Source organism: Pseudomonas sp. GOM7, from assembly GCF_026723825.1.
In the GTDB taxonomy this organism is placed as follows: Bacteria; Pseudomonadota; Gammaproteobacteria; order Pseudomonadales; family Pseudomonadaceae; genus Aquipseudomonas.
The window spans coordinates 3,039,949-3,059,578 of the sequence record NZ_CP113519.1 but is presented as its reverse complement, the minus strand read 5'-3'; the positions used below and the strand labels follow the sequence as shown (position 1 = coordinate 3,059,578).

General features: G+C 62.7%; 20 protein-coding genes. 7 read left to right on the top strand and 13 right to left on the bottom strand.

Annotation, left to right across the window (positions count from 1 at the left end; all coding sequences use genetic code 11):
- Positions 1-364: 364 nt before the first annotated feature.
- Positions 365-1,246 (bottom strand): SDR family NAD(P)-dependent oxidoreductase, encoded by an 882-nt coding sequence (locus OU800_RS13430; RefSeq protein WP_268177785.1) that lies wholly within the window; start codon positions 1,244-1,246, stop codon positions 365-367.
- Positions 1,243-2,799 carry a flavin-containing monooxygenase gene (locus tag OU800_RS13425; RefSeq protein WP_268177783.1) on the bottom strand — a complete coding sequence of 519 codons (1,557 nt, stop codon included), beginning with the start codon at positions 2,797-2,799 and terminating at the stop codon, positions 1,243-1,245. The genes OU800_RS13430 and OU800_RS13425 overlap by 4 nt, the downstream gene beginning before the upstream one ends.
- A 116-nt stretch (positions 2,800-2,915) precedes the next feature.
- On the opposite strand from OU800_RS13425, the gene OU800_RS13420 reads away from it, so the two are divergent.
- Positions 2,916-3,620, top strand: a complete 705-nt coding sequence (locus tag OU800_RS13420) for a TetR family transcriptional regulator (RefSeq protein WP_268177782.1) — start codon at positions 2,916-2,918, stop codon at positions 3,618-3,620.
- A 9-nt stretch (positions 3,621-3,629) separates the two neighbouring features.
- Here OU800_RS13420 and OU800_RS13415 read toward each other — a convergent pair whose 3' ends face one another.
- The 7 genes from OU800_RS13415 to OU800_RS13385 form a co-directional block, all read right to left on the bottom strand.
- Positions 3,630-4,049 carry a GNAT family acetyltransferase gene (locus tag OU800_RS13415; protein ID WP_268177781.1) on the bottom strand — a complete coding sequence of 140 codons (420 nt, stop codon included), beginning with the start codon at positions 4,047-4,049 and terminating at the stop codon, positions 3,630-3,632.
- A gap of 43 nt (positions 4,050-4,092) precedes the next feature.
- Complete coding sequence (locus tag OU800_RS13410; RefSeq protein WP_268177780.1) at positions 4,093-4,758, bottom strand: response regulator transcription factor; 666 nt, start codon at positions 4,756-4,758, stop codon at positions 4,093-4,095.
- A gap of 23 nt (positions 4,759-4,781) precedes the next feature.
- Complete coding sequence (locus OU800_RS13405; protein ID WP_268177779.1) at positions 4,782-5,357, bottom strand: PQQ-dependent catabolism-associated CXXCW motif protein; 576 nt, start codon at positions 5,355-5,357, stop codon at positions 4,782-4,784.
- 194 nt (positions 5,358-5,551) lie between these two features.
- Positions 5,552-6,343, bottom strand: coding sequence for an ABC transporter permease (locus tag OU800_RS13400; RefSeq protein ID WP_268177778.1), 792 nt, complete (start codon positions 6,341-6,343; stop codon positions 5,552-5,554).
- Positions 6,343-7,164: an ABC transporter ATP-binding protein gene (locus OU800_RS13395; RefSeq protein ID WP_268177777.1), complete on the bottom strand. Its 822-nt coding sequence runs from the start codon at positions 7,162-7,164 to the stop codon at positions 6,343-6,345. The genes OU800_RS13400 and OU800_RS13395 overlap by 1 nt, the downstream gene beginning before the upstream one ends.
- Positions 7,161-8,126, bottom strand: a complete 966-nt coding sequence (locus OU800_RS13390; protein ID WP_268177776.1) for a YVTN family beta-propeller repeat protein — start codon at positions 8,124-8,126, stop codon at positions 7,161-7,163. Before OU800_RS13390 ends, OU800_RS13395 begins: the two co-directional genes overlap by 4 nt.
- A 92-nt stretch (positions 8,127-8,218) precedes the next feature.
- Positions 8,219-9,403: an ABC transporter substrate-binding protein gene (locus tag OU800_RS13385; RefSeq protein WP_268177775.1), complete on the bottom strand. Its 1,185-nt coding sequence runs from the start codon at positions 9,401-9,403 to the stop codon at positions 8,219-8,221.
- Between the two features lie 224 nt (positions 9,404-9,627).
- Between OU800_RS13385 and OU800_RS13380 the strand changes: the two genes are divergently transcribed.
- From OU800_RS13380 to OU800_RS13360, 5 genes are all read left to right on the top strand, one after another.
- The gene (locus OU800_RS13380; RefSeq protein ID WP_268177774.1) at positions 9,628-10,065 is read left to right on the top strand and encodes a copper-binding protein; all 438 of its coding nucleotides are present in this window, start codon (positions 9,628-9,630) and stop codon (positions 10,063-10,065) included.
- A gap of 13 nt (positions 10,066-10,078) precedes the next feature.
- Entirely contained in the window at positions 10,079-11,344 is a 1,266-nt protein-coding gene (locus OU800_RS13375) for a HAMP domain-containing sensor histidine kinase (protein WP_268177773.1), read from the top strand.
- On the top strand, positions 11,341-11,991 hold the full coding sequence (locus tag OU800_RS13370) for a response regulator transcription factor (protein ID WP_268177772.1): 651 nt from the start codon (positions 11,341-11,343) through the stop codon (positions 11,989-11,991). The genes OU800_RS13375 and OU800_RS13370 overlap by 4 nt, the downstream gene beginning before the upstream one ends.
- Before the next feature lie 226 nt (positions 11,992-12,217).
- The gene (locus tag OU800_RS13365; RefSeq protein ID WP_268177771.1) at positions 12,218-13,354 is read left to right on the top strand and encodes a protein kinase family protein; all 1,137 of its coding nucleotides are present in this window, start codon (positions 12,218-12,220) and stop codon (positions 13,352-13,354) included.
- An 83-nt stretch (positions 13,355-13,437) separates the two neighbouring features.
- Complete coding sequence (locus OU800_RS13360; RefSeq protein ID WP_268177770.1) at positions 13,438-13,950, top strand: hypothetical protein; 513 nt, start codon at positions 13,438-13,440, stop codon at positions 13,948-13,950.
- 167 nt (positions 13,951-14,117) lie between these two features.
- Here the strand turns inward: OU800_RS13360 and OU800_RS13355 are convergent, their stop codons facing one another.
- From OU800_RS13355 to exaA, 4 genes are all read right to left on the bottom strand, one after another.
- On the bottom strand, positions 14,118-15,419 hold the full coding sequence (locus OU800_RS13355; protein ID WP_268177769.1) for a PQQ-dependent sugar dehydrogenase: 1,302 nt from the start codon (positions 15,417-15,419) through the stop codon (positions 14,118-14,120).
- Positions 15,416-15,838: a DUF2231 domain-containing protein gene (locus OU800_RS13350; RefSeq protein ID WP_268177768.1), complete on the bottom strand. Its 423-nt coding sequence runs from the start codon at positions 15,836-15,838 to the stop codon at positions 15,416-15,418. The genes OU800_RS13355 and OU800_RS13350 overlap by 4 nt, the downstream gene beginning before the upstream one ends.
- A 322-nt stretch (positions 15,839-16,160) precedes the next feature.
- Positions 16,161-16,820: a pentapeptide repeat-containing protein gene (locus OU800_RS13345; RefSeq protein ID WP_268177767.1), complete on the bottom strand. Its 660-nt coding sequence runs from the start codon at positions 16,818-16,820 to the stop codon at positions 16,161-16,163.
- 203 nt (positions 16,821-17,023) lie between these two features.
- Positions 17,024-18,886 carry a quinoprotein ethanol dehydrogenase gene (exaA, locus tag OU800_RS13340; RefSeq protein WP_442964704.1) on the bottom strand — a complete coding sequence of 621 codons (1,863 nt, stop codon included), beginning with the start codon at positions 18,884-18,886 and terminating at the stop codon, positions 17,024-17,026.
- 289 nt (positions 18,887-19,175) lie between these two features.
- On the opposite strand from exaA, the gene pedF reads away from it, so the two are divergent.
- Positions 19,176-19,598, top strand: coding sequence for a cytochrome c-550 PedF (pedF, locus tag OU800_RS13335; protein ID WP_268177766.1), 423 nt, complete (start codon positions 19,176-19,178; stop codon positions 19,596-19,598).
- Positions 19,599-19,630: the final 32 nt, after the last annotated feature.

Genomic DNA, 19,630 nt, shown 5'->3' with positions numbered 1-19,630 from the left:
TGCTCGACATCCGGGGTGACCTGGATGGCCAGGCCATAAAAAAGCGTCGTCCAGCCAGCCTGTCACGGCCGGCGGGTACGACGCCATTGTCGAATGCGTCTTTCCGCCATTGGAGGACGCTTTACCCTCTGGCGAAGCAAGGCATGTGCCAGTGATTGGGATGGATCTCGGAGGTGAAACTAAGGGAGCCGGGCCTGACAAGCTGCTGTGCTGGGTGTCTGCGGTGTGTTGGGAAATCCCATGTATTGAGACCTCACCGTCCAAGGTCATCATGACCAGGGACGGTGAAGATTTTGAAGGCCCGTTACTCAACGGGCCCTAAGGTCATACCGCTTAGCTGAACGGTCAAGCGGTTGCCAGTGTGTTACTCGGTCGCTTCGCGTGCCTTGCGCGCGCCTTTGGGCGCGAAGCGAGCGGCCAGGCCCATGCTGAAGGTGACCAGGCGCTGGTACGCCGCCGGCATGCTGCGTTGCATCCAGTCCAGGGCATGGGCGTCGCCACCGATGAGGATGCGCCGCTTGTTGGCCAGTACGCCATTGACGATGACCTTGGCCGCCTGTTCCGGCGTGGTGCGCAGCAACTGATCGTTGAACTGCTGGCGCGCCTTCTCGATGTCCTGTCCGGTGACATTGGCCAGGCTGTCGTTCATCCGTGCGGTCTTGGCGATGTTGGTGCGAATGCCGCCAGGGTGCACGCAACTGGCGGAAACCCCACAGCGCGCCATGTCCAGTTCCTGACGCAGCGATTCGGTAAAGCCGCGCACGGCGAACTTGCTGGCGTTGTAGCCACTCATGCCCGGTTGGGAGAACAGCCCGAAGACGCTGGAAACGTTGATCACATGGCCCTGGCCGCTGGCCTTGATGTGTGGCAGGAAGGCCTTGGTGCCGTTGACCACACCCCAGAAGTTGATGCCCATGATCCACTCGTAGTCGGCGTAGTCGTTGCCTTCCACGGTGCCACCCTGGGCCACGCCGGCATTGTTGAAGATGGCGTTGACCCGGCCGAACTCGCTTACTACCTGCCCAGCCCAGGCTTCGACGGCGGTGCGGTCGGCGACGTCGACCCGCGTTGCGCTGACGGTGACGCCAAGCTTGCGTGCCTGTTCGGCGGTTTCGTGCAGGCCCTCGACATTCACGTCCGACAGGGCCAGATGGCAGCCCTGGCGCGCCAGATGATAGGCCAGGGCTCGGCCGATGCCGGAGCCGGCACCCGTGATGGCGGCAACCTTGTTCTCGAAGGATTTCATGCGCTGGCCTCCTGGGCTTCCTGGCTGTGAATGGCATTGCTCTGCGCTGGATGTGCAGCGTTCTTGCGGCTGAAGTGGTAGGCCGGTGCATCGAAGTGACGGGTGAGCATGCGGAAGCGCCAGGTGAAACCAGGCCATACCGTGCAGTTGCGTCCGCTGACCGGGTGCAGGTACCAGCTCATGCAGCCACCGGCATTCCACACGGTATTGCGGGCCGCGCCCTGGATCTTGTGGTTGAAGGCGTCCTGCACCGCGCGCTTGGGTTCCAGGCTCTGCAACTGGCCTTCTTCGAGCAGGCGCAGGGCGCCGAGCACGTAGTGGATCTGCGACTCGATCATGTACACCATCGAGTTATGGCCGAGGCCGGTGTTCGGCCCCATGAGGAAGAACAGGTTGGGGAAGCCGGCGGTCATGGTGCCCTTGTAGGCTTCCGGGCCTTCGGGCCAGGTGTCGAGCAGGTCGACGCCACCACGGCCGAACACCGTGCCGCGCGGCAGCGGGTCGCTGGGGGTGAAGCCGGTGCCGAAGATGATGGCGTCCACCTCGCGCTCCTGGCCGTCGGCGGTGCGCACGCCATGGGGCAGGATCTCGGCGATACCGTCGGTGATCACCTCGACGTTGGGCTGAACCAGCGCCGGGTAGTAGTCGTTGGAGATCAGCACGCGCTTGCAGCCCATGGTGTAGTCCGGGGTGACCTTGGCACGCAGCACCGGATCCTTGATCTGCTTGTGGATGTAGCGCTTGGCGATGTTCTGGGCCAGGCGTAGCAGGCGCGGGGCGAAGGCGAAGGCGATCACGCGGCTTTCGAGCATGCTGTAGAGCGCGCCGCGCCAGAGTTTCTGCGCCAGTGGGAAGCGCTTGAAGCGGCTGCGTTCGTCGTCGCGAATGGCGCGATCCGGCTTGGGCATGATCCACGGCGCAGTGCGCTGGTAGAGGTCGAGGCGCGCCACCTGCTTCTGGATCTGCGGCACGAACTGAATGGCCGAGGCGCCGGTGCCGATCACCGCCACGCGCTTGCCGCTCAGGTCATAGTCGTGGTTCCACTGCTGCGAGTGGAAGACCTCACCGGTGAAATTTTCCAGACCCTTGAGCTTGGGGATCGAGGGAGTGGACAGGGCGCCCATGCCGGACACCACGAATTGCGCGCTGTAGCGCTGGCCGGCGCGATCCTTCAGGTGCCACAGTTCGGCCTGCTCGTCCCAGCGAATCTCCACCACTTCGGTGCCCAGCAGGGTCTTGTCCTGCAGGCGGTATTTTTCCCAGCACCCTTCGAGATAGGCCTTGATTTCCGGCTGCCTGGCGAACATCCGCGTCCAGTTCGGGTTCGGCTCGAAGGAGAAGGAGTACAGGTGCGATTGCACGTCGCAGCCGCACCCCGGATAGTTGTTCACCCGCCAGGTACCGCCAACGCCGGCCTCTTTCTCGAACAGCAGGAAATTCTCTTCGCCCTCCTGCTTGAGGCGAATGGCCATGCCAAGGCCGGAAAAACCGCTGCCGAGAATGGCGATCTTGCAGTGGCGGGTCGCCGGGAGCGGTGACACGGACGCGTTCATGGAGTGACTCCTGCTTGTCGTTATTGTGGGTGTCTACATCTGTCTACCAAGGTAGACATGTGTATACTCCTTGGCAATCCAGCCAATCGACAAACCAACTTTAGGTAGGGGTCAGCATGCAGGACGACGATACCTCACTGCGCGAACGGGCCGTGGCCGCACCTGGCAAGCGTCTGTTGCTGGAGGCGGCGTTACGCCTTACCTCGACCCATCGCAGCCTGAGCAGCTTGGGCCTGCGCGAGTTGGCGCGCGAGGCGGGGCTCAACCCCAACACCTTCTACCGGCACTTTCGCGATGTCGACGACCTCGGTCTGACCATCATCGAAGAGATCAACACGCTGTTGCGCCAGCCACTGCGCGACCTGCGCCGCGAAGCGGCGCAGCGGGCCGTGAGCGACAAGGGGGCGATGCTGCCCAAGCTGCTGGGCATCGACCTCGGGCGTGGACGGCGGGTCTGCCACGAGACGGTGAAGCTGTTCTTCGACTTTGCCGCCGAGCACCCCGAGGCCTTCATCATCGGCGTGCGTGAACTGCATGGTGCTTCGCCGGTGTTGCGCGAGGCGCTGCGCCAGGTGATGGACGATTTCGCCAGTGACATGGCCGAGGATCTGCTCGAGCTGGAGCTGCTGCCGGGGATCGTCAGTGCTGACACCGTGCGCCAGGTGTCGGGGCTGATCAGCCGCAACCTGTTCGAGCTATCGCTGGACTACATCGGCCAGCCGCAGCGGCGCGAGGCCATTCGCGCACTGGCCGAGGAACAGGTACTGATGCTGTTCACTGGCGCCAGCGTGCTGCAGAGCCTGGGCCAGTTGCGTATATGAAGCAGCCCATCACTCGTCGCTGATCAGGCGCTTGCCCAGGCTTACCGAAGCATCGACCTGGTAGCCGAGGCGCTCGTAGAAGGCCAGGGCCTGCTGGTTGGTATTGCGCACCAGCAGGCTCAGCTTGGGGCAACCCAGGGCAAGCATCTTTTCCTCGATATACTGCATCAGTTGTCGCGCCAGGCCCTGCTTGCGCCTGTCGGGGCACACCGCCAGGTAGTTGACCCAACCGCGATGCCCTTCGTAGCCGGCCATGGCCGAGGCGACCAGGGCACCATCGAGTTCGCCGACGAGAAACAGCTCGGGTTGCACCGCGAGCTTGCGCTGGATGTCCTTGTACGGATCGTTCCAGGGACGAATCAGGTCGCAGCGCCGCCAGAGATCGATGACGGCGGCTTGGTCGGCCAGTTGGAAGGGGCGGATCAGCATAGAGACGGCTCCTGATGAGGAAGCCGCCGTTTTAGCACAGCGCTCAGCGCCGCAGGTAGGCGGCGAAATCGATGTCACCGGCCGAGAGGATCGCCTGCACCCGGTTGTGCACCCCCAGCTTGCGCAGGATGGCCGAGACATGCGCCTTGACCGTGGTTTCGGCGATATCCAGGCTGTAGGCGATCTGCTTGTTCGATTCACCCTTGGTCATGCGTTCGAGCACCAGCAATTGCTTGCGCGTCAGCGCCTGCAACAGCTCCGGGGCGATGCTAGGGTTATCGTGGTGTGGGCGCGAGCTGCCGCTCTTCTGCGTGCGGATGATGTCCGGCGGCAGGTAGACGTTGCCGTCGAGGATCTGGCCGATGGCATCGGTCATCTGCGCCCGAGGCGAGGACTTGGTGATGAAACCCACCGCGCCGTAGGTGATGGCCTGCAACACCACCTGTTTGTCCTGCTCGGCGGAGACGATCACCACCGGGATGGTCGGTGCCTCGTTGCGCAGGTTCATCAGGCCGCCCAGGCCGTGCATGCCGGGCATGTTCAGGTCGAGCAGGATCAGATCCAGGTCATCGTGTTCCTGGGTCAGCGCCAGGGCGCTGTCCAGGTCGGCTGTTTCCATGATCTCGCTGCCGGGAAAGCCGTCGGCGATGACGTTATGGATGGCTTCACGAAACAGCGGATGGTCGTCGGCAATCAGAATCTTGTACATGGCCTTGCACCTCGTTGTCGTGATTATGGTGTGGCGGCGGGCGTGAGGAAAGCGTGCGGCATCTCGGCCGGTTGCGCCGGCACCAGGGGCAGGCCGGCCTGTTCCCAGGCATCGACGCCGTCGCGGTACCAGTACAGCTCGCGATAGCCCAGGGCCTGGGCGCGGCGCGCGGCGTTCCAGCTCAGCCAGCAATCGGAGCGGCAGTAGAACACGAAGGGTTGGCGCATGTCGCCTTGACTTGCCTGCTGCAGATGGTGCGCGAAATAGCGCTGCCAGAGGCTTCCCAGATTGCCGTCGCCGGCATTGGCTAGCCACAGACTGCCGGGCAAGTTGGCGTGGGGTGTGTCCTCGACGAAGCGGTTCTGCACCCAGGGGCGGCGGTAGACATCGATCAGGCGGGTAGCGGGGCGTGCGGCGAGCAGTTTCTGCAACGCGGGGGTATCGAGGACCTGCACGCCTTCCAGATGAGTCGGGGTGGGGCTGCGGTACTGGCCGCTGCGATAGCCCTCGGCATCGAACAGGGCTTCGGCGTGCACCAGGTTGGCCAATAGCAGCGAGACGAGCATCAGGCCTGCAGGCACAGGCAGACGGTACTTCATGGCGAGTTCTCTACTTATTCTTGTGCGGGTATTACAGGCCATGGTCGCAGGCTTGGGAATTCGACGATGGAGAGGAAAAGCAGTACCAAAGTAGTAGGGGGATGGCAGCTGAGCCTGTCATGGGGCGTGCCGGTGTTTTTGCAGGCGCGAATTCATTGGCGATCCTGACCGCACAGGCGCCAATGGATGCGCACCTATCCCGCCTTGCGCAGCGCCGCGTGCTGCGGATTGAAGCTGACCACTGCGAGCAGGGTGAGCAGCAGCGTCAGGCCGACACAGATCAGCAGTGCCTCGACATGCAGGCGCAGATACAGCGTGTTGCGCACCAATTCCACGGCATGGGTGAAGGGGTTGACCGCGCACAGCCAGTACAGCCACTCGCTGGACTCGCGCATCTTCCACAGTGGGTACAGCGCCGATGACAGGAAGAACATGGGGAAGATGACGAAATTCATCACCCCGGCGAAGTTCTCCAGTTGCCGTATGCCGTTGGACAGCAGCAAGCCAAGGGCGCTGAGCAGCAGCGCCACCAAGAGCAGCGCCGGCAATGCGGCGAGCAGGCCCCAGGCTGGCGGTTGCACGCCATACACCCAGGCGATGGCGAGGAAGGCGTAGACCTGCAACAGCGAGATCAGCGCCGTGGCCAGCAGCTTGGCAGAGAGCAGGAAGGCCCGTGGCAGCGGGCTGGTGAGCAGCACGCGCATGCTGCCCATCTCACGGTCGTAGACCATCGACAGCGAGCCCTGCATGCCGTTGAACAGCAGGATCATGCAGGCCAGGCCCGGCACGATGTAGGTGTCGTAGGTGATGTAGGTGTCGTACGGCTCGATGATGGCGATGCCCAGCGCGGCGCGAAAGCCGGCGGCGAACACCAGCAGCCAGAGCAGCGGGCGCACCAGGGCGCTGAGAAAGCGTGAGCGCTGCAGGACGAAGCGCAGCCATTCGCGCAGGACGATGCCGCGCAGGCATTCCCAGTAGGCACTCATCAGCGCGCACCTCGCGTAGGGTGCGCCGTGCGCACCGCGGCTGTTTCATCATCGTCGTGGTCGCCGCCACGTTTCGGCCGCAACGCCTCGCGCACATGCCCCCGACCCAGCGCCTCGTCGCCGGTCAGGCGGGCGAAGCTGATGGCCAGGTCATCGCCGAACTGGCTGGCCTTGCCCCAGGCCACGCGCTCGCCACGATGGAGGATCAGCAGGTCGTCGCTGGACTCGATCTCGTCCAGCAGGTGGGTCGTCCACAGCACGCACAGGCCTTGCTCACGGCACAGGTTGCGCACGTGCCGGCCCAGCGCCAGGCGGCTGGCCGGATCGAGCCCAGCGCTGGCCTCGTCGAGCAGCAGCAGGCGCGGTTGATGGAGCAGGGCGCGGGCGATCTCCACGCGGCGGCGGTGGCCGCCATTGAGCGTGCGCACCTTGTCGTGACGGCGCTCGGCGAGATCCTGGCGCAGTAGCTCTTCGTCGATACGCGCCTGTGCCTGGCGACGCGGCATGCCATGCAATGCCGCGTGGTAGGCGAGGTTCTGCTGCACCGACAGGTCGAGATCCAGCGTGCTCTGCTGGAATACCACACCGAGCTGGCGCAACGCCTGGCGCGGTTCGTCGCGCAGGCTGTGGCCGAAGATACGGATATCGCCCTGCTGCAGGTCGTAGAGGCGCGTGAGCAGGGCGATCAGCGTGGATTTGCCAGCGCCGTTGGGGCCGAGCAGGGCGCCGAAGCGCCCCGGCGCCAGCTCGAAGTCCAGCCCGTCGAGTGCCTGGCGCGCGCCATAGGCGAAACCGACGCCGCTCACCTCGAGGGCGTTCATGGCGTCACCACTACGCCCCAGGGGTAGCGGCCGACCTTGATCGACTTGCTCACCTTGAGGTTGTCGATGTCGATCACCGACACGTCGCCGCTGACGCCGTTGGTGGTCAGCAGGCGCTTCTGATCCGGGGTGAATTCCAGGTGCCAGACGCGCCGGCCCACCAGCAGGTAGTCGAGAATCTCGTAGGTCTTGGCATCCACCACGGCCACATGGTTGGCCGGTCCGAGGGCGATAAAGGCGTATTTGCCGTCGTCGGTCAGCTTGACCCCCACCGGCTGCACCTTGTCCGGGTGCACGCCCTTGATGGCGAACTTCAGCACCTTGAGCACCTGGCGCGAGTCCACGTCCAGCACCGTTACCGTGCCACCGATCTCTGCCGAGGCCCACAGACGCTTGCCATCCTTGTCGAACTCGACGTGGCGCGGGCGCTGGTCGACCAGGGTGTTGTCCACCAGTTGCTGGGTGCTGGTGTCGATCCAGTGCAGCATGTTGGTGGTTTCGCTGGTGTTGACCGCCCACTTGCCGTCCGGGCTCACCGCCATGCCTTCGGGTTCCACGCCCACGTCGATCTGCGCCAGCACCTCGTCGCTCTGGGTGTCGACCACCGTGACCAGCGCATCGTCCTCGTTGGAGATGTACAGCCAGCGGTCGTTGGGGTGCAGGGCGAACTGCTCGGGGTCGGCGCCGGAGGGTAGCTCCTTGATGATCTTGCGTGTGGCCAGATCCATCACCTGCACGCGATCCGAGTCGCTGGCGCAGATGTACAAGAGCTTGTTGTCGGAAGACAGCAACAGGCCGCGCGGGCGCATGCCGACGTCCAGGGTGGCGGTGACCTCGAGGCTGTCCAGGTCGATGACGCTGATGCTGTCATCCTTCTCGTTGGACACGTAGGCGGTGGCGGCAAGGGCCGAGTGGCAGGCCAGGCCGAAGGCGACGGCGCAGGCGAGACGGGTCAGGCGCATGGGGTTGATCCTCTTGTTGTTGTCTTGGGCGGCATTTGGTGCGCGCGGCGCACCCTACGGCTCGGTGTGGGTAGGGTGCGCTGTGCGCACCATCAGTCAGATGTACTCGCCAGATCGCAGCTCACTTCAGGCCGGTCATAGCCGAGGCTGTCCATCTCGTTGCTGGGGTGGAGAAAACCGTCCTGTGGCGAGGTGCTCACCAGCGCGCGCGGGTGCACCAGCGGAATAGGCTGGCGCAGCTCGCCGTTCCACGGGCGGAAGCTCAGCTTGCGGCCCTTGAAGCCGTCCAGCGGCAGGTCGGCGGACAGCGCCAGAGTGCGAATCGCCTGTGGCTCGGCGGCGCGTAGCTTGGTCACGGCAGCGGCGATGCTGCGTACGGCCATCCAGGCGGCGAAGTCGCGGTCGTTCATCCAGCGCCCGGCCAGTGCCTCGAAGCGCTTCTGCAATTGCGCGGCGCCGAAGGTTTCCACCGTCTTGTGCCAGGCGGTGGGGGTCAGGCCCTGGGTGCCGGCTACCGGGCGCGGCAGCCAGGTGTTGTAGGGCAGGTATTCGCCGAAGTCGCCGCGCTCGTCGGCCACCAGCACCACGTCGTATTCGCCAGCCTGGGTGAACAGCGGCATCTCCGCCTGGGCGCTGCGGCGCTGGTCGTTGTCGAAGCTCCACGGCTTCTCGGCGACGATCTTGTGGCCGAAGCGTTTGGCCGCGCGTTTGAGCGCGTCGGCGTAGGCGCTGTCGTCTGCGGTGGTGCCGGTCACCAGCAGCCAGCGCGTCCATTTGCGCACGGCGAGAAACTGTGCCAGGGCATCGGCCAGCATGGCGCGGCTGGGCAGGGTATGCAGCACGTTGCCCAGGCATTGCTCGCGGCGCAGGCCATCGTCGGCGCTGCCGGCATTGAACAGTAGGCTGTCCGGCAGGCGTTCGCTGAGCAGGCGCAGGGTGGCGACCGGGGCGTTGACCACGAACAGGCGAATGCCGGCCTGGTGCTGCTGCTCGGCAGCGGCGAGCAACTCATCGGCCTGGTCGCTCTCGGCACTGTGCAACTCGAACTGCTGTTTGAGAAAGCGCCCGGTGCTGTTGCTGTCGATGATCGCCAGTTCGGCGCCACGGCGCCCTGCGTCGGTGGGTTCGGGGATGACGTTGGACAGTAGCGGGCCACGCAGTGGCTGATGCGCCAGGTAGCCGATGCGCACCTGCAGCTCGTCCGCGCTGGCGCTCAGGCTCAGGCTCAGGCCGAGGCTGGCGAACAGGCAGAGCAGGGCGTGGCTGAGCAGGCGCATGGGGTGGCTCCATCGGAGGATGCCGCCAGCATAGGAAGGGCGGCCAGCTCGGGAAATATGCCCAAGGTAGCGCCCGCCACCTACGAAGGTCGTAGTCCGTCACGCCAATTGGCGCGGCCAACCTGCCCAAAGTACCAGCCTGGTAGTACCAAGGTAGTAACCCGGTGTGGGGCTTTACTTCCTAGCATGGCAGGCACCGCCCAATAACAATAACGGTGACCTTCATGCGTATTTTCAAGGCCCTGCTGCTGCCTTTGTTGCTGATCATCAGCCTGCTCGGCATCGACCAGTTGCACGCCGCCGGCGATATGACCCGCCGCCCGGTGGCGCTGCCCGACCTGGTGCTGGGCAACGACGACAGTGACTACTTCATGTCGCAGAGCGAGTACCAGTTGGAAACCGGCCAGGCCTATCAGCTCAAGATCATCTCCAACGGGCAGAAGGAATACGCCTTCCAGGCGCCAGAGTTCGCCACATCGATCTACCTGCGCAAGGTCGAGGCCGGTGGCGTGGAGGTCAAGGCCATGACCCTCACCGAACTGGAGTTCGAGGACGCCGGCCAGGCGGAAATCTTCTTCCTGCCGGTCAAACCGGGCAAATACCGCTTCTACGCCAAGGGCATGGAAGGCAAGGGCATGCTCGGCTACTTCGTGGTCAAGTAGCCGGGTCAAGCAGATGAGCGCCCTCGGTCGCATCAACCTGGTGGTCAGCCTGCTCTTCGCGCTGGTGACCCTGGCCGGGTTGGCGCTGCTGCTGCGCCAGGCCAGCCACGACGTGCAGCGCGAGCTGCAGGCTGCCGAGGCAGTGGTCGAGTACCTCGGCGAAGTGGCGCGCACCAACCCCGGCAGCCTGCGCCCGGAGCTGACCGACAACCTGCGGCATATTCGCGTGAGCTGGCTGCGCCCCGGCGAGCAGCCCAGGGCGCAGAGCAAGAGTCTGGTCGAGCGCTGGATCGCCGAACGCCTGCTGGGTTCGACGACGCTGGTGAGCGATGCCTGGCCGCTGGCCGATGGCCGTGAGCTGCATATTGCCCTCGACCCCTATGACGAAATCGAGGAAATCCAGGACTCGCTGCTGCAACTGCTGTTGCTCAGCGCCTTCGCCCTGATCCTCAGCCTGCTCACCATCCGCTTTGCCGTGCGCCGCGCCCGCCGCGTGCTGGACGAACTGCTCGCCGGCCTGCGCCAGGTCGGTGCCGGCCACTTCGATACCCGCCTGCGCGATCACGGCCTGGCCGAGGCCAAGCGCCTGGCCGGGCACTTCAACGACATGGCCATCACCCTGCAGCAGGTGCAGGCGGATAACGCCGAGCTGACCCAATCCTTATTGGAACTGCAGGAGCGCGAGCGCACACGCCTCGGCCAGACCCTGCATGACGACCTCGGCCAGTACCTCAGCGGTATTCGCGCCCAGGCCTGCCTGCTCAAGGTCATAGCCGACCGCCCGCAACAGGTGGAGGACACCGCGCGACTGCTGGACGACAACTGCGAGCGCCTGCAGCAGGGCTTTCGCAGCCTGATCCGCGACCTCTACCCGGTGGTGCTGGAGCGCCTGGAACTCGGCCCGGCGTTGCAACAACTGGCCGCCGACTGGCAGCAGGCGCAAGGCATTCGCTGCCGCCTGCAACTGGGCGAGCGACTGCCGAGCCTGCCGCTGGCGAGCAAGGCCCATCTCTATCGCCTGGTGCAGGAGGCGCTGACCAATGTGGCCCGCCATGCCGACGCCAGCGAAGTGCGCATTCGCCTGCAACGCCGTGGCCAGGGCCTGCGCCTGCTGGTGCGCGACAACGGCCAGGGCACTGCGCTGCCGCTGCGCCCCGGCATCGGCCTGCGCTCGATGCGCGAACGCAGCCGCAGCCTGGGCGGCGAGCTACGCCTGCATAGTCGCCCGCAAGCGGGCTGGGCGTTGTGCCTGAACATTCCCCTGGAGGCAACGTCATGAAAGTTTTGCTGGTAGACGACCACGCCGTGGTGCGCCAGGGCTACGCAAGCCTGCTGCGTGCGCTGTTGCCGGACGTGCAATTGCGTGAGGCCTGCGACGGCGAACAGGCCCTGCAGCGGGTGCAGGAGGAGATACCCAACCTGGTGATCATGGACATTGGCCTGCCCGGCATCAGCGGCCTGGAAACCACCCGCCGCCTGCGCCAGCGCCTGCCGCAACTGCGCATCCTGTTCTTCAGCATGCACGACGAACTGCCCCTGGTGCGCCAGGCACTGGACGCCGGCGCCATCGGCTACCTGACCAAGAACTCGTCGCCGGAAGTGCTGGTGGAGGCGGTCAAACGCACCGCCGCCGGCCACGCCTATATCGAACAACCCCTGGCCACCCAGCTTGCTTGCAACCCCACCAGCGCAGATGGCCTCGACCCACGCCTACGCGAGCTGACCCAGCGCGAATTCGAGATCTTCGTCATGCTCGCCCGCGGCCTGCCACCAAGGCAGATCGCCGAGAAGCTGTGCATCAGCGCCAAGACCCTGTCCAACTACCAGACGCTGGTCAAGAACAAACTGCAGATCGCTTCGCAGGCGGAGTTGGTGCATTTGGCGATTGATAGTGGGGTGGTAAGGGTGGGGATGGAGAGTGCTTGAGGGAGGGGCGGGCTGCAATGGTCTGCTTGCTGAGGTGTTTTCTGCTATAGCTTTAACTCTACTGCTCGGTCTAAATCGAACATCCTCCGCAGGCTCGCCGCAAGCTGTTGGTTAGGTGTAAATTGATTGCAATAAGCTGTGCTTTGCCGTGTGGTGTGTTAGAGCAAATTCTGTGTCAAATCACTGTCGCCCTTTAATAAATTTTTAGAACCCGAGATATGCTGCCATGGCATCATCACCTTCCGCTGGATCAATGATTCCGTTTCTTCGTCGACGGGATTATATTTTTTTAGAGCACTTGGGGCAGGGAGCATGCGGAGAAACCGTTTTGCTTCATGATGATCTCATTGATAGTGACTTTGTTTGTAAGAAGTATTCGCCTATCTCGGAGTCGCTTCGTCAAGAGCTTTTTAAAAATTTTCTTAGGGAGATTAAGCTCCTTCACGAAGTGCATCATCATAACGTGGTTCGTGTGTTTAATTATTATTTATATCCGGATAAATTGACTGGCTATATTCTTATGGAATATGTTCAGGGTTTGGATATAGAGGATCATTTAAGTTCTCGGCCTGAAACTGTTAATGAGCTTTTTGCTCAGGCAATTGATGGATTTGCGTATCTTGAGTCAACCAGGATTTTGCATCGAGATATCAGGCCGCAGAATATTCTTGTGCGTAATGATGGCACCTTAAAAATTATTGATCTGGGCTTCGGGAAGCGTATAGGTGCAACCATCGATTTTGATAAGAGTATTAGTCTTAACTGGTGGTGTGAGCCGCCGGGTGAGTTTTCGGATGGTATATACGATCATGCGACTGAGGTTTATTTTGTTGCAAAGCTCTTCCAGAAAATTATTGCTGAAAATGGAATTGAGCAGTTCAAGCATGCAGCGCTCCTAGAGCGAATGTGTCGTAGCAATCCAGCTGAGCGTGTGCGTTCGTTCTTTGATGCAAAAAATGAGCTTAGTCTTCGGCTCTCTGAAGATATCGAGTTTGATTTTGAAGAGCGCAAGGCTTACAAAAATTTCGCAGATGAGGTTAGTGGGCATATTACGAAAATTGCCGAAGGGGCTAAGTATGCAGTTGATTTAGATCGCATTCGTGCTCAGCTCGAAACAGTTCATCGTAACTGTATGCTGGAGGATGAACTACCTAACTGTGCGCCGCTTCTGCGCATATTGGTTGAGGGGCAGTATTACTACCGGCGAGCTAATTTTCCAACATCCGTTTTGCGCACCTTTCTTCATTTTCTACGCAGCGCGCCTTTGGAAAAACAGAGAATTGCGCTAGCTAACCTCCATTCAAGACTTGATGCTATAACGAGATATACAGAACCAACTTTTAGCGATGATATTCCGTTCTGAAGAATGTCTGTGGTTAGTTGTGTCGCCTTCTCTGCTGTTGGATTGGTGTGGGCGGTGATCTAATAATTATTAGGAAGCCTCGAGTGAAAGATCCGTGGGAGAATCGGGTTCGTCCTGAGCTTGAACACATAACCTCGCTATTTGAAAACGAGGTTTTAGGTGCTTTCATGTCTGGACATTTAGTCCTTGAGTCAATTTTAGTACAAATGCTAGAGACTCAACCCAAAGAGGGTGACGGTGGACGTTACTTTGATTGGAGCTTCAGGCGGAAGGTTGATGCATCAGAGTCTAGGGGGATAATTAGCAAAGGTGTAGCTGATTTTTTGCGTGGTTTAAATGATGTTAGAAATCGTTTGGCTCATAAGCTCGATACTCCAATTACCTTTGCGGAAGCCTTTTCGCTTGCCAAGCTCGCAGCAGAAGGAGGTATAGAATTCTCGGATGAAGCAATTTATCTGGATCGTGAAAGATCTGAACAGTGGTACGGCATTGAGGGCATTATTCAAGAGATCTTCCAAAATGCGGCACAGGATCTTCTCGGCTTTTTAGATGACGGTAGCTACATTTTGGAGTTCGTCAGTGCAAAGGATTCCTAACAATCGCAGCAGGTAGCCCGGACATTGGCCTCGCCAATGGTGGATGAAAAAAGCGTCATCCACCCTACGCAAGGGATATGTAGGGTGGACAACGCGAAGCTTGTCCACCATGTCCGCAGCTCAGATGCCGAGGGTGGAAACGCTTTGCCGTTTCCACCCTCACAGCCTTATTCGCCGCCTTTTCGCACCACCCGCCAAACCGTATTCGCCAGATCATCCGCGACGATCAGCGCGCCGCGCGGATCGACCGTTACGCCCACCGGACGGCCTCGGGTCTTGCCGTCTTCGCCGCGAAAGCCGGTGACGAAGTCGATGGGGCCGCCCGAGGGGCGGCCATTCTCAAAGGGCACGAAGACCACCTTGTAACCCACCGGATCCTCACGGTTCCAACTGCCGTGCTCGCCGATGAATACGCCGTCGGCATAGCGTTCGCCCATCACTTCGCTGGAGAAGTCCAGGCCCAGTGCGGCGACGTGGGCGCCGAGGGCGTAGTCCGGGGCGATGGCGCTGGCCACCTTGTCCGGGTTCTGCGGTTTCATCCGTGGGTCGACGTTCTGCCCCCAGTAGCTGTAGGGCCAGCCGTAGAAGGCGCCTTCCTTGACCGAGGTGAGGTAGTCGGGCACCAGGTTCTCGCCCAGTTCGTCGCGCTCGTTGACCACTGTCCACAGGGTGCCGGTGCCCGGCTGGATGGCCAGCGCGGTGGGGTTGCGCAGGCCGGTGGCGTAGGGCTTGTGGGCACCGGTTGCGGCGTCGATCTGCCAGACCATGGCGCGGTCGGCTTCCACCTCCATGCCGCGCTCGGTGATGTTGCTGTTGGAGCCGATGCCGACGTAGAGGTAGCGGCCGTCCTCACTGACGGTCAGCGCCTTGGTCCAGTGGTGGTTGATCTCCGAGGGCAGGTCGGTGACCTTGCTGGGCGGGCCCATGGCCTGGGTCTGGCCTTCGCTGTAGTCGAAGCGCACCAGGGCGTCCTGATTGGCCACGTACAGATTGCCTTCATACAAAGCCAGGCCGTAAGGGGCGTTGAGGTTTTCCGCAAAGACGGTCTGCAGTTCATAGGCGCCGTCACCGTCGGCGTCGCGCAGCAGGGTCAGGCGATTGCCGCTTTCCACCGAGGTGGTGCCGCGCGACTTGATCATGCCGGCGATCACGTCCTTGGGCTTGAGCTTGGGCGCGTTGCCGCCACGGCCTTCGGCGACGAGGATGTCGCCATTGGGCAGCACCAGGGTCTGCCGGGGAATCTTCAGGTCGGTGGCGATGGCGCTGATGCTGAAGCCTTCCGGCACGGTCGGCTGCTGATCGCCCCAGGGCGTTGGTTCGGCGATGCTCATGCTCGGTAGCAGCCCGCGTGCGGGCTCGGGCAGTTGCGGTTGGGCGCCGGTGGTCTGTTGCGGGCTGCCAGGGTCTTCACCGCAGGCGCTGAGCAGCAGGGCGAGGGGCAGGGTGGGTAGTAGCTTGGCGAGGTTCATCGGTCATCTCCCAGGCGTGGTTGGGCGAGGCCGACCCAGGTGGCGACGCAGGCCAGCAGGGCGACGATGAGCGAGAGCAGCAGCCCCCAGGGCATGGCGGCCCAGGCGTCCTTGGCATGCTCCAGGGCATTGACCAGGCCAACGAGCCAGGTGGCCAGAAGCAGCAGGAAGTAGGTGCTGGCATGTCCGTTACCGCGTTCGCGGAACAGGTCGATGAGGGCGAACAGCAGGGCCAGGCCGGCGAAGACCATGCCGCCGGCGATCAGCCAGGAGGCGAAGTTGCTCCATTGGATCTGATAGCTGCGGTAGTAGGCGAAATCACTGAGCAGGGCACCGAGAAACAACGGCATCTGGCCGCAAAGCAGAATGGCATGCAGGCGGTTGGGTGGACTCAGGTGGATGCTTGAAGTGGTGGTCACGGAAGATCCCTCTTGGGTCGTTGATGGATGGCCGCTCACCTGGAACGGCCTCGCTCTGACCTAAGAAGGGATTGCCCCGAAGGGGCATGGTTCAGTGTGTTTTGTGCCGGGGGCGCGGTTAGACCGCACTGCGAGTGCTGATTGCCGTTAGCCGTGCTCTCTGTCGGTGGGCTGAAGCCCACCCTACGCGCTGGGGCTGATGGGGTTCAGCCTGGGGCTCGCGTGGGGCGTAGGAGCGGCTTTAGCCGCGATATTCAGGTGTGATCGCGGCTGAAGCGCAATGCCGCCCAGCCGCTCCTACGGGGTGTGGGGACGGTGGGTTTTAGTCCCAGCCTTTGGGGCACTCGACACAGCCGGGCATATTGGCATCCTGAAAGTTGCCGAAGCGCACTCGTGCGCCGCTGAGGTTGGCGTTCTCCAGATTGGAGCCGCCGAGCTTCACCTCCTGCAGGTTGGCGTCCTGCAGATGCGCACCCTTGAGGTCGGCCTTGCTCAGCCAGGTCATTTCCAGGTTGGCGGCCTGCAGTTGCACGTCGTGCAGCTTGGCCCCGGAGAGGCGGGCAAATTCCAGGTTGGCGGCGCGCAGGTCGGCCCCCTCGAATTGCGCAGCCTGGGCGAACAGGCCCCAGCCGGCGATGGCCACCAGGCTGGCGCCAGAGAAGTCGGCCAGGCGCAGGTTGCTTTGTTGCAGGCTTGCGCGGGTGAGGTTGGCACCGCGCAGTTTGGCCTTTTCCAGATTGGCCAGGTCGAGGTTGGCGTGGCGCAAGTCGGCGCCGGAAAGATCGGCACCGGACAAGTCCATGCGGCGCAGGTCGAGGTTGCGTAGGTCAGCACCGCGCAGATCGGCCTTGGGGCATTTGCTGTCGGGTTCGAGGCGGCAGCCGTTGATCTGCGGCACGCCGTCGTTGTCGGTCTCGGCGCCGATGGCGTGGCTGCCGAGTACCAGCAGCAGAACCGGGACAAGCAGAGGCAGGTAGTTCATGGCGAGTCCTCATGTAGGGTGCGCTGTGCGCACCAATGGGGCAGTGCAGTTGTGTAGCCTGGGTAGAGCGGCGCGAAACCCGGGGAATAGGCCCCTGGGTTTCGCCGTGCTCAACCCAGGCTACGGCGCTGTGCAGAGGGCGAGATTGCAACGCGAGAAGCTGGTGCGCATGGCGCACCCTACGTGCGCCATGCGTTCAGCCTTTAGCGCTGGGCGCTGGCCTTGTCCCAGCTCGGCAGCTTGAACACCCAGAAGGAACCACCCTGGGCCACCGGCTTGGTCAGCTCGGCCATGTCGCCGCCCCACAGCGGTACGGCGCCGCCGTAGCCGGCGGTCACGCCGATATACTGCTCGCCATCCTGCTCCCAGGTGATGGGCGGGGAGATGATCCCGGTGCCGACCTGGAACTTCCACAGCTCCTTGCCGTTCTTGGCGTCGAAGGCCTTGAAGTAGCCATCGCCGGTGCCGGTGAACACCAGGTTGCCCTTGGTGGCCAGAACCCCGGCCCACAGCGGCAGGCGCTCCTTGTGCTCCCACACGACCTTGCCGGTGGTGGGGTTCATGGCGCGCAGGATGCCGACGTGATCGTCGAACAGGCGCTTGATGCGGAAGCCCATGCCCAGGTAGGCGGAGCCTTTCTTGTAGTGCGGCTCCTCGGCCCAGTAGTCCTCCTTCCAGTGGTTGGCTGGCACGTAGAACAGGCCGGTGTCCTGGCTGTAGGCCATGGGGTTCCAGTTCTTGCCGCCGAGGAAGGGCGGCGAGACTTCCACCACTTCACCCTTGCTTTCACCCGGCTTGGGCTTGGGTGGGCGCTGGCCTTCGTTTTCCACTGGGCGGCCGGTTTCCAGGTCGATATGGCTGGCCCAGGTGATCTTGTCGACGAAGGGGAAGGCATTCTTCAGCTTGCCGTTGGCGCGGTCGACCACGTAGAAGAAACCGTTACGGTCGGCGTGGGCGGTGGCCTTGGTGACCTTGCCGTCCTTGTCCTTGTAGTCGAACAGCACCAGTTCGTTGTTGCCGGAGAAGTCCCAGGTGTCGTTGGGGGTGTGCTGGTAGAACCACTTCACTTCGCCAGTGGTGGGGTCGACGCCGACCTGACCGGAGGTGTAGAGGCTGTCGTAGTCGTGCGGGTTGCCGCCGTCGGCAGTACGTGCCCAGCCGTTCCAGGGGGCCGGATTGCCAGCGCCGACGATGATGGTGTTGGTTTCGGCATCGAAGCTGGCGCTCTGCCACGGTGCGCCACCGCCCTGGCTCCAGGCCTCTTTCTTGCCGGTGGGCGAGTTGGGATCGTCCGGCCAGCTCGGTGCCTTGATGTCGCCGGTGGGGGTGCTGTCCTTGCCGTTGAGGCGGCCCATGTGACCTTCGACGAAGGGACGCATCCAGACTTCTTCGCCGGTGTCCGGGTCGCGGGCAAACAGCTTGCCGACCACGCCGAACTCGTCGCCGGAGCTGCCGTGGATCAGCAGTACCTTACCGCTCTTGCCGTCCTTCACCAGCGTCGGGGCGCCGGTCATGGTGTAGCCGGCGGCATGGTCGGCGAACTTCTTGTTCCAGACCACCTTGCCGGTGTCCTTGTTCAGCGCCACGACGCGGGCGTCGAGGGTGCCGAAGTAGATCTTGTCGCCGTAGATGGCGGCGCCACGGTTGACCACGTCGCAGCACGGGCGAATGTTGTCGGGCAGGCGGTGGCTGTAGGTCCACAGGCGCTTGCCGGTCTTGGCGTCGAGGGCGAACACCCGCGAGTAGGAGCCGGTCACGTAGATCACGCCGTCATGGATGATGGCCTGCGATTCCTGGCCGCGCTGCTTCTCGTCACCGAAGGAATAGCTCCAGGCCGGGGTGAGCTTGAACACGTTGTCGGCGTTGACCTGGGTGAGCGGGCTCCAGCGCTGGGCGTTGGTGCCCATGCCGTACTGCAGCACGTTGTTGGTGGTGGCGTGGTCATTGGCGATGTCTTCCCAGGTGACCGGCTTGGCCAGCGCGCCCTGGCTCAGCGCCAGGCCGCCGGCCAGCATCAGGGCGAGGGCCAGGGGGCGAGGGCTGCTGGGTAGGTTTCTTGTTGTCATGGTCGTGCTTCCCGTTGGAGTTGAAAGTGCCGCAGTGGCAAGCCGATGGTGGTGCCCGGCCACCTCCGCGCCTACGGAAAAATTCCCGACTTCGCCGGGAGGATTTCCCAGTCGCCCCATGACTTGGCCTTGCTGCCAAGGCATCAGCCAAACCCCCACCCAAGCCCTACTACCAAGGGACTAGAACGCGGCCACCAAAGCAGGATTCGGTGCGCGCGGGGGCCTTTCTAAGATGGACGCCACAAGCTCGAAACGGGCTGTTCGGCGTGCATTCGATGAGGTCCTAGCCATGAACAAGAAGAAGATCCAATCCACCCTGGCCCTGATGCTGCTGGCCGCGTCCACCCAGCTCTGGGCGCACGGCGACGTGGTGCCCCAGGCGGTCAACACCGATGGCCTGGAACCCCTGGGTGAAGAATGGCTGGAAGAAAACCCCTACCGTGGCAACCCGCGCGCCATCGAGATCGGCGCCTCGGCCTACAACCAGAACTGCGCCGCCTGCCACGGCCTGGAAGCCAAGTCCGGCGGTATCGCCCCCGACCTGCGTCTGCTCGAAACGGGAGCCAGTGGTGATGAGTGGTTCAAGGAGCGGGTAATCAATGGCGCGGTGCGCGATGGCCGGGTGTACATGCCGAAGATGGCCGATTACCTGAGCCAGGAAGCCCTGTGGGCGGTGCGCAGCTATCTGGAGAGCGTGCACGTCGAGGAGTGAGAGATTCATGCCAAATCTGCTGCGCTCGTGCT